This is a genomic window from Nonomuraea sp. NPDC049141 (assembly GCF_040648415.1).
Classification (GTDB): Bacteria; Actinomycetota; Actinomycetes; order Streptosporangiales; family Streptosporangiaceae; genus Nonomuraea.
The window spans coordinates 394565-402030 of sequence record NZ_JBEZDR010000012.1 but is presented as its reverse complement, the minus strand read 5'-3'; the positions used below and the strand labels follow the sequence as shown (position 1 = coordinate 402030).

Annotated in this window: 8 protein-coding genes and 1 pseudogene; 5 read left to right on the top strand and 4 right to left on the bottom strand. The window is 66.6% G+C overall.

Annotation, left to right across the window (positions count from 1 at the left end; all coding sequences use genetic code 11):
- Positions 1-177 precede the first annotated feature (177 nt).
- Together AB0B91_RS35250 and AB0B91_RS35245 are read right to left on the bottom strand one after the other, a co-directional pair.
- Positions 178-477, bottom strand: coding sequence for a hypothetical protein (locus AB0B91_RS35250; RefSeq protein ID WP_358328874.1), 300 nt, complete (start codon positions 475-477; stop codon positions 178-180).
- Positions 478-1426: 949 nt separating this feature from the next.
- A pseudogene (locus tag AB0B91_RS35245) lies at positions 1427-2266 on the bottom strand (IS481 family transposase); the annotation flags it as partial.
- 414 nt (positions 2267-2680) lie between these two features.
- Between AB0B91_RS35245 and AB0B91_RS35240 the strand changes: the two are divergent.
- From AB0B91_RS35240 to AB0B91_RS35230, 3 genes are all read left to right on the top strand, one after another.
- Entirely contained in the window at positions 2681-3394 is a 714-nt protein-coding gene (locus tag AB0B91_RS35240) for a ParB N-terminal domain-containing protein (RefSeq protein ID WP_358328871.1), read from the top strand.
- 26 nt (positions 3395-3420) lie between these two features.
- A complete protein-coding gene (locus tag AB0B91_RS35235; RefSeq protein WP_358328868.1) occupies positions 3421-3918 on the top strand; it encodes a hypothetical protein in 498 nt (165 codons plus the stop codon).
- Positions 3919-4051: 133 nt separating this feature from the next.
- Positions 4052-4714, top strand: a complete 663-nt coding sequence (locus AB0B91_RS35230; RefSeq protein WP_358328865.1) for a class I SAM-dependent methyltransferase — start codon at positions 4052-4054, stop codon at positions 4712-4714.
- Here AB0B91_RS35230 and AB0B91_RS35225 read toward each other — a convergent pair.
- Complete coding sequence (locus tag AB0B91_RS35225; protein ID WP_358328862.1) at positions 4688-5275, bottom strand: helix-turn-helix domain-containing protein; 588 nt, start codon at positions 5273-5275, stop codon at positions 4688-4690. The genes AB0B91_RS35230 and AB0B91_RS35225 overlap by 27 nt on opposite strands.
- Before the next feature lie 96 nt (positions 5276-5371).
- On the opposite strand from AB0B91_RS35225, the gene AB0B91_RS35220 reads away from it, so the two are divergent.
- Positions 5372-5809 carry a nuclear transport factor 2 family protein gene (locus tag AB0B91_RS35220; RefSeq protein ID WP_358328859.1) on the top strand — a complete coding sequence of 146 codons (438 nt, stop codon included), beginning with the start codon at positions 5372-5374 and terminating at the stop codon, positions 5807-5809.
- A 98-nt stretch (positions 5810-5907) separates the two neighbouring features.
- Positions 5908-6357, top strand: coding sequence for a GNAT family N-acetyltransferase (locus AB0B91_RS35215; RefSeq protein WP_358328856.1), 450 nt, complete (start codon positions 5908-5910; stop codon positions 6355-6357).
- On the opposite strand, the gene AB0B91_RS35210 is transcribed toward AB0B91_RS35215, so the two are convergent.
- A complete protein-coding gene (locus AB0B91_RS35210; RefSeq protein WP_358328908.1) occupies positions 6344-7378 on the bottom strand; it encodes an iron-containing alcohol dehydrogenase family protein in 1035 nt (344 codons plus the stop codon). The two genes, AB0B91_RS35215 and AB0B91_RS35210, sit on opposite strands and share 14 nt — an antisense overlap.
- Between the last annotated feature and the right edge of the window lie 88 nt (positions 7379-7466).

Sequence of the window (7466 nt, the reverse complement as noted above, 5' to 3'; positions counted from 1 at the left end):
CTGCAGCCCGTCCAAGGCCGGCCACCTCTGTAAGGCCATTGCCGTCCTTCAAAACCATCGCGTCGCCCAGACCGCGTGAGGTTGAAATGGGTTCAAGGTAGAGGCATGCAACGGGTTCGCTGAGTGGTTGCGCTTCGGCAACCACGGGGTTTACGGGGTATCAGCGGACCGCTCGGGTCAGGCGCTGCCGCCGCCTTGTTTCCCCCAGCCCGTCAGCGTGTATCCCAGTGGGCATGAAACTTGTGCCCAGGAGCCGGCGCTGGTCCAGGGCGACTCGAACCACTTGTCTTTGTAGAACTTGTTGGAACAGAGGGCGATTGCCTTGTACGGTCCGGTCGTGGCGCAGCGTACATGCACCTCGGGCGGTATCCGGTCCTTGTATGGGTTGATGACGCAGTCAGCGGCGGCGAGCGCCGAGGATGCCGAAGCCGGAGCCGCCGTGAGCGGCCCGGCGGTGAGCGCGAAAGCGATGCCCATGAGCGGCACCCATTTCGTGGCCCGTCTCATCATTGTCAGACCTTTCGTGAAGGGACCTGGCAGGGGCGGCACAGTGGCAGGGCCGGCATCACCAGCGGAGACCTATCCGTGCCGCCTCGTAACCCCTTGGCACCGAGAGAGTGGGGTAACCCGCTCGCACGTTTCTGCAGACCCATGACCGGGGCGGGTCACTGTAGGCAAAGTCCGCCCCGCATACCGAACCGCCATCGATGTAGAGAGTCCAGTGCCCGACGACGGGATTGGGTCCGGTTACGTCGACGTCGACCGAGATCGTCCCGCCAGGGAATCGGGTCGGATAGAGTTGAAGGTCGCACCATGGCTCTAGAGTGCCGCTTACCGGGCAGTATTTCGTGCCTCCAGCGGCGTAGGCCGGCGTGGTAAGTGCGGCTGCGATGGTGATACCCGCCACGACGGCGGTTGCCAGTTTCTGTGGTAGTCGCATACGACGGTTTCCTTTCCTTCAGGGCCGACTAACGAACCATCGCTGTGGTGATAACGGGCTGCGCTCCGTAGGGTGCAAGAAACTCTTCTCCTTACTCATTAGTGCGTCGTACGCTGGATATGGGCGCCGCTACCGACCCGGTGCGCGTCATCGATGAACGGGCTCAAAGTTCGCGCACTGCGATTCCGAAGAGACGCGATGGCACGCGGGAGTAAGAGAATCGCCCGCAATAACTGTTGGTGACGATCGCTGGGGCGCTCAGTATTTCACTTGCCCGATCAACGGAAGTCCTTCCTGTATCAGGATGCCACCGGTTCATTAACTGATCCAGGACAGTCTCCGGACATTTGCCGGGCATATCCGATTGCTTCGGTCCGGATGGTTATCCGCTGTCCGGCAACCTGGACATCAGGGTGACGGCAGCGACCAGGGCTTGCCTGGTCGACTCGTTCCTCTCGATCCCGTTGTCAGATCAGACGGGCTCGGCTAGTTGTTCTGTCCTGTGAGGTTGGGTACGCGGCTGGCGGGTGGCAGGCCGTTCAGCGAGGTGTGTCCGCGGTGGTGGTTGTAGGTGTGTAGCCAGGCCGGTAGGGCGGCGCGGCGTTCGGTTTCTGAGGGGTAGGGCTGGGCGTAGGCCCATTCGTCGAGCAGGGTGCGGTTGTAGCGTTCGGCTTTGCCGTTGGTCTGGGGGCGGTAGGGGCGGGTGCGTTTGTGGGTGATGCCGGCTGCGTGCAGGGTGTCGCGCCATAGGTGGGAGCGGTAGCAGCTGCCGTTGTCGGTCAGGACCCTGCGCACGGTGATGCCGCAGCTGGTGAAGTAGGCGTGGGCGCGTTGCCAGAAGGCGGTGGCGCTGTGTTTGGTCTCGTCGGGCAGGATTTCGGTGTAGGCCAGGCGGGAGTGGTCGTCGATGGCGTTGTGCAGGTAGCCGTAGCCGAGGTTGGGTCGTCCGTGGTGGGTGCGGGGCCGGTTGGGGTCGCGGTGGGCGGAGCTGTTGCGCCCGCCTGCGACTCGGCCGTGCGCCTTGTGGCCGCCGCCGTCGGGGATGTTGCCGAGTTTCTTGATGTCGACGTGGATCAGGTCGCCGGGTGCGGGGTGTTCGTAGCGGCGGATCGGCCGGCCGGTGGCGCGGTCCAGGTGGGTCAGGCGGGCGAGCCGGTAGCGGGTCAGGACTCGGTGGACGGTGGAGGGGTGCAGGCCGAGCAGGTAGGCGATGCGGGCTGGGCCCCCCCGGCGCAGCACACGGACCTTGATGATGCGCCGTTCGGTGCGGGTGGGTGTACGGCGTGGGCTGTGGTGCGGGCGTGAGCTGCGGTCGGCCATGCCCGCGCTGCCGTGTCGCCCCGTACCTAACCTCTGTGGTCAGTACAGCTAGCGGTCGGGGGGTGCACCCCACGGTCATCGATACTACGCAGAGCTACATTGCGTCCGGCCTCAGCGACTCGAGCGGCGGCGGGCCTCCATGAGGGCCGTTCGCGCTGATCGTGGACCAGTGCCAGCCGGCGACGCAGCCAGCGAGTAGACGCTCGCGGAGCAGTCGGGCACCCGCGCGCTGGGGTTACGGAGCAGACGGTCGAGATCGTCGAGCCGCCCGTACTGGAGACGCTGGCGGCCGATGACGACCACTTCGAAATCTGACCTGCGGAAACGCACAAAGCCACAGGTCAGGACGGTCGACCACTTGGCCCTCCCGAGGGCGGCAAGGGAGGGTTGATGGCGAAGATCGCGCCACAGGAGTATCGGATGGTCGCGGTCGGCGACCTGGAGCCGCACCCGGATAACCCACACCACGGTGACGTGGGTGTGATCGTCGCGTCGATCAAGAAGAACGGCTTCTATGGGTCCGTCGTCGCCCAGAAGTCGCGGATGCCGATCGTCGTCGGTGAGCACCGCTGGCGTGGCGCGACCAAGGCCGGGCTCAAGCACGTTCCTGTGGTCATCATCGACGTGGACGATGAGACCGCCCAGCGGATCATGCTCGCGGACAACCGGCTCGCGGAGTACGGCGAGTATGACGACGCCAAGCTCGCCGAGCTGCTCCAGTCTCTCCCAGACCTGGATGGCACAGGGTGGAGGGACGATGACCTCGCGGATCTGCTCGACGACCTCGGCAACAACATCGAGATCGTGTATGACGAGCCGACCCAACCCAGGCCCGCACCGGCCGGGACGCCAGCCCTCGCAGGGGAAGACCTCGACGACGAACTCGAGGACGACACGGCCGATGGCAAGGACGGCGAGGAGTCAGCGGACGGCGACGGGTCGGTCCGCACGGACGCTCCTCCTCCTCCACGGCCCAAAGCGGGTTCGACGGTCGAGTTGATCGTGCCCCTCACGGCGGCGCAACACGACGAGGTGACCGGCCTCATCGCGGACATCCGCAGCCGAGACGGTGAAGCGCCGCTCGCGGAGGTGGTGATGGCGGCACTTCGGACACACGCAGAGCGACAGCGGTAACGCTGGCATAAGGAGGCGGCCCCCTCATGGCTGACGATCCACAGGCAAAGCTGGCGCGGCACGAGCGCCGCTATCAGGCATTGCAGATGCGGATCGCGGGCGTCAGTCCCACGGTGATCGCGGAGCGGCTGGATTACGCCAGCCCGCAGGCGGTGTCGAAGGACATCACAGACGCGCTGAAGCGGGCCGCCAAGGCCGAGGCGATGGCGGCCGAGCAGCTGCTACATCTGGAGATCGGACGCCTGGACCGGGTGATGGCCGCGCTGTGGCCGAAGGTGCTGAAGGGCGAGGTCCAGCCCGCCGAAACCGTCCTGAAGATCATCAATAAGCGGGCGATGCTGCTCGGCTTGGATCAGATCAACCGCAACGGTGTCGCCGACGCCGACATGGCGAGCCTGCTCGGCAACATGCTCCTCCAGCTTCAGCAGCGCCACGACGTTCCCGACCCGGACACCGACGTGATCCTCCAGGCCGAGATCGTCCAAGGCGACATCCTCTACGACGATGCCGGGGGTGAGGCGTGAGCCTGGCCTTGGACGTCGTGCTGTCGCCGAAGCAGGAACGCAGCATCGCGGAGTCGGCAATCTCACGACATATCTTGACTGACGACTAATGCGATATATCGTGAGTTGTAGACAACGACACCTTGGAGAGGTCATGACACGAACCGACAAGGGCTACAAGGGCATCGGCATGGAGGGCACGATCGCCCGCTGGTACGCGAGCAACACCGGCAAGGACCTGTCGAGGTTCGCCGAGCAGACCCGGGTCGTGGTGGCACGCGCCCCGGCAGGCGCCGATCTCCTGGAGGTAGCTCCCGGCCCCGGCTACCTCGCCATCGAACTGGCCAGAACCGGCGACTACACGGTCACCGGCCTCGACGTCAGCACGTCCTTCGTCCAGATCGCCCGGCAGAAGGCCGCGGAGGCGGGCGTCCAGGTCGACTTCCGCCACGGAAACGTCTCGGCCATGCCGTTCGAGGACGCGAGCTTCGACTTCATCGTCTGCTGCGCCGCCTTCAAGAACTTCTCCGACCCGGTCGGCGCCTTACGCGAGATGCACCGCGTACTCCGCCCCGGCGGCCGCGCCTACATCAACGACCTGCGCCGCGACGTCTCCAAAGAGGCGGTCCACGCGGACGTCGCCGGCATGCGCCTCGGCCCGGTGAACCGGGCGATCACCCGCTATGTCCTGAGCTCGGTCCTGCCCAGGCAGGCGTACGACAAGAGGCAGTTCACGGCCCTCATCTCCCACACGGACTTCAGAACGTTCGACATCCAGGAGACCCCCCTCTCACTCGACATCGAACTGAACAAGTGACCCCGACCGGGGACGCAGGCAGTCGCATACGAGGGCTGCCAGGTGACCGGGGTGCGCGACGCCGGTCTGTTCAGCGGTGAGCGCGGCCAGGACGATCGCCTGTACCTCCCCGGCGGCCACGTCGGCCCGTACGGCGCCGGCCCGCTGAGCGCGGGCGAGCAGTTTCGCGAAGGTCTCCCGCAGGTCGGCGGCCACCTTCTGGGTGGTGTCGCTCAGCTTCACCCCGGTGCCGGAGAGCGCGTCAGTGAGGTCCTTCTTGACACCTGCCTCGCGGATCATCCGCAGCAGGAAGGCGAAGAAGACCGAGCCGATGTCCTCGGCCCGCAGCGCGGCCTCCGCCTCGTCGGCCAGTTGCCGGAGATGGTCGACGACGACGGCCTCGAAGAGCGCCTCCTTGGTCGGGAAGTGACGGTGGACCGTGCCCGGCCCCACCCCTGCCCGGCGGGCGATCTCATCCAGCGACACACCGCCGCCCTCGGCGCTGAAGGCCGCTCGGGCCGCTTCGAGGACCCGCTCCCTGTTCCGCCGTGCATCAGCCCGTAGTGGCCGCTCGCCGCTCACGTCACCCGTCCCAATCTCTTCGTGGACAAACGGGGCGGGCGCCCCGTATATTAACCGGTGCGGACGCCCCGCTTATTCTCTCCGAAGGAGTATGCCATGTCGACTGCCGCACCCCGCGAGGTCATCGAGCGTCTTCTCGCCCTTTACGCCATGGGTCCAGTGCCGGAGACGGCCGATCTGTTCGCCGAGGACGCCGTCTTCGAGCTGCCGTTCCTGCCGCCGGGCGTTCCGCACCCCGAGGTCGGCCGCGAGCCCTTCCGGCGCCACCTCAGGGAGGGCGCCCAGATCCAGAAGTTCGACTCCGTGGAGGGGGCCCACATCCACGAGACGGCCGATCCCGAGATCGTCATCGCCGAGTACCAGCTTCAGGGCACCGTCCTGCCCACCGGAAAGCGGTTCGCCTTCTCCATCATCATGGTCACCCGCGTCCGTGACGGGCTGATCACCTGGTCCCGCAGCTACTCCAACCCACTCGACGGCGCGATCGCGTTCGACGGGGTCAAAGACCTGCTCGCCGGACTGACCGCGGCGTGAAGTGGCCCCTGGTTTTCCCCTGAGAGTGGCCGTATCGCGGCAGACCACTTGTACCTAGCCTGTGGCGTGCCACGCGAAGCCGCCCCAGGAGGAGCAACATGATCGACATCCGCAGGCTCCTCCCGTCCGACCGGATCGCCTGGGAGGGCCTGTTCCGCGCCTACATCGACTTCTACCAGCGCGTCGAGCCGGACGAGATGTACGAGAGGGCCTGGCAGGAGTTCCAGGCTGACACGCGCCTACACGCCCTTGGAGCGACGCTGGACGGACGGCTTGTGGGCATCACGCACTTCTTTCCCCACCCCAGCACGTCGGCGCCCGACAACGATGTCTGTTACCTGCAGGACCTGTTCACCGCTGAGGACGTACGGGGCAAAGGCGTGGCACGCGCGTTGATCGCGGCCGTGACCGACTGGGCCAAGGACCATGGGTGCGGCCGCGTGTACTGGAACACCCACGAGTCGAACATCACCGCACGACGCCTGTACGACAAGGTGGCCGAGAACCGCGGCTTCATCAAGTACCAGATCGACGTCAGCCCGCGATGACCTTGACGTAGGCGGCCACGTGATCGGCGAGCTGAGCCTCGGGCAGGTCGAGGTGTTCGAGAATGGTGTACCTGCCCGGACGGGTCCGCGGCGCGTACGCCACGGCCTTGGCGAAGTCGGCGTCTGACAAGCCGAGATCGCCGGGAGTGCGCGGCAGCCCGTGCCGTTCCAGGCACGCGGAGATCAGCCCGACCTTGTCTTCGTCCTGACGCAGGTAGGTGCAGAACAGCGCCCCCACTCCGGCCAGTTCTCCGTGGCTGGCCGTGCCAGGGTGGAGCTCGTTGACGGCATGCATGATCTCGTGGTCGCCGCCGCTGGCCGGCCGGCTCGACCCGGCCACTCCCATCGCCATCCCGGACAGGATCAGCGACTCGGCCAGCACGGTGAGGAACTCGTCGGTCCGGGCCTGCCCCGGCTGGTGCAGGACCACCAGCGCCGCTGATCTGGCCATCGCCACCGCCAGCCCGTCGATGTGCTCGCCGACCTCGGCGGCGGCCAGTTCCCAGTCGGCCACCGCGGACAGGTCACTGATCGCATCGCCGATCCCGGCCGTGGACAACGACGCCGGGGCGGACCGGACGCGATCGAGATCCACCAGGACGGCCGCCGGCATCACGACGCCGTAGGAGCCCGTGCCCGACTCGTGCCGCAGCGTGCTGACCGGCGAGGCGATACCGTCGTGGCCCAGACTCGTGGTCACCGCCACCATCGGGATGCCCGCCATGTGCGCGGCGAACTTGGCCACGTCGATGGTCTTGCCGCCGCCGATGCCGGCGATCGCCTCGAACTGCCCGGCCCGCAGTCGCTGTCCCAGCTCGGCTGCGGCGGCGAGGGTGCCGTCGGGAATGCGGAGCACCTCGGCCCCATCGATCCGCAACTCCTCGCAGATGCCGTCACCCTGGCTGGGCCCGACGGCGACGGCCACCCTGCCCTGCCGGGCGATCTGCAGGTCGGTCAGCAGCGTGCCGAGGCTGGCGACCGCACCGGCCCGGACGTCGACGAACAGGGGAGCGGAGAGCATGCGGGCCAACAGCGGCATGATTGTCCTTGTCCTCGGACCGGATGTTGATGTCGACAGCGAAATGAGCTGATCAAATCCGTGAGGTTAG

Excerpts from the sequence above, each read along its gene's own strand:
- AB0B91_RS35250 (WP_358328874.1), bottom strand. The coding sequence starts at position 477 with ATGGGCATCGCTTTCGCGCTCACCGCCGGGCCGCTCACGGCGGCTCCG.
- AB0B91_RS35240 (WP_358328871.1), top strand. The coding sequence starts at position 2,681 with ATGGTCGCGGTCGGCGACCTGGAGCCGCACCCGGATAACCCACACCAC.
- AB0B91_RS35235 (WP_358328868.1), top strand. The coding sequence starts at position 3,421 with ATGGCTGACGATCCACAGGCAAAGCTGGCGCGGCACGAGCGCCGCTAT.
- AB0B91_RS35230 (WP_358328865.1), top strand. The coding sequence starts at position 4,052 with ATGACACGAACCGACAAGGGCTACAAGGGCATCGGCATGGAGGGCACG.
- AB0B91_RS35220 (WP_358328859.1), top strand. The coding sequence starts at position 5,372 with ATGTCGACTGCCGCACCCCGCGAGGTCATCGAGCGTCTTCTCGCCCTT.
- AB0B91_RS35215 (WP_358328856.1), top strand. The coding sequence starts at position 5,908 with ATGATCGACATCCGCAGGCTCCTCCCGTCCGACCGGATCGCCTGGGAG.
- AB0B91_RS35210 (WP_358328908.1), bottom strand. The coding sequence starts at position 7,378 with ATGCTCTCCGCTCCCCTGTTCGTCGACGTCCGGGCCGGTGCGGTCGCC.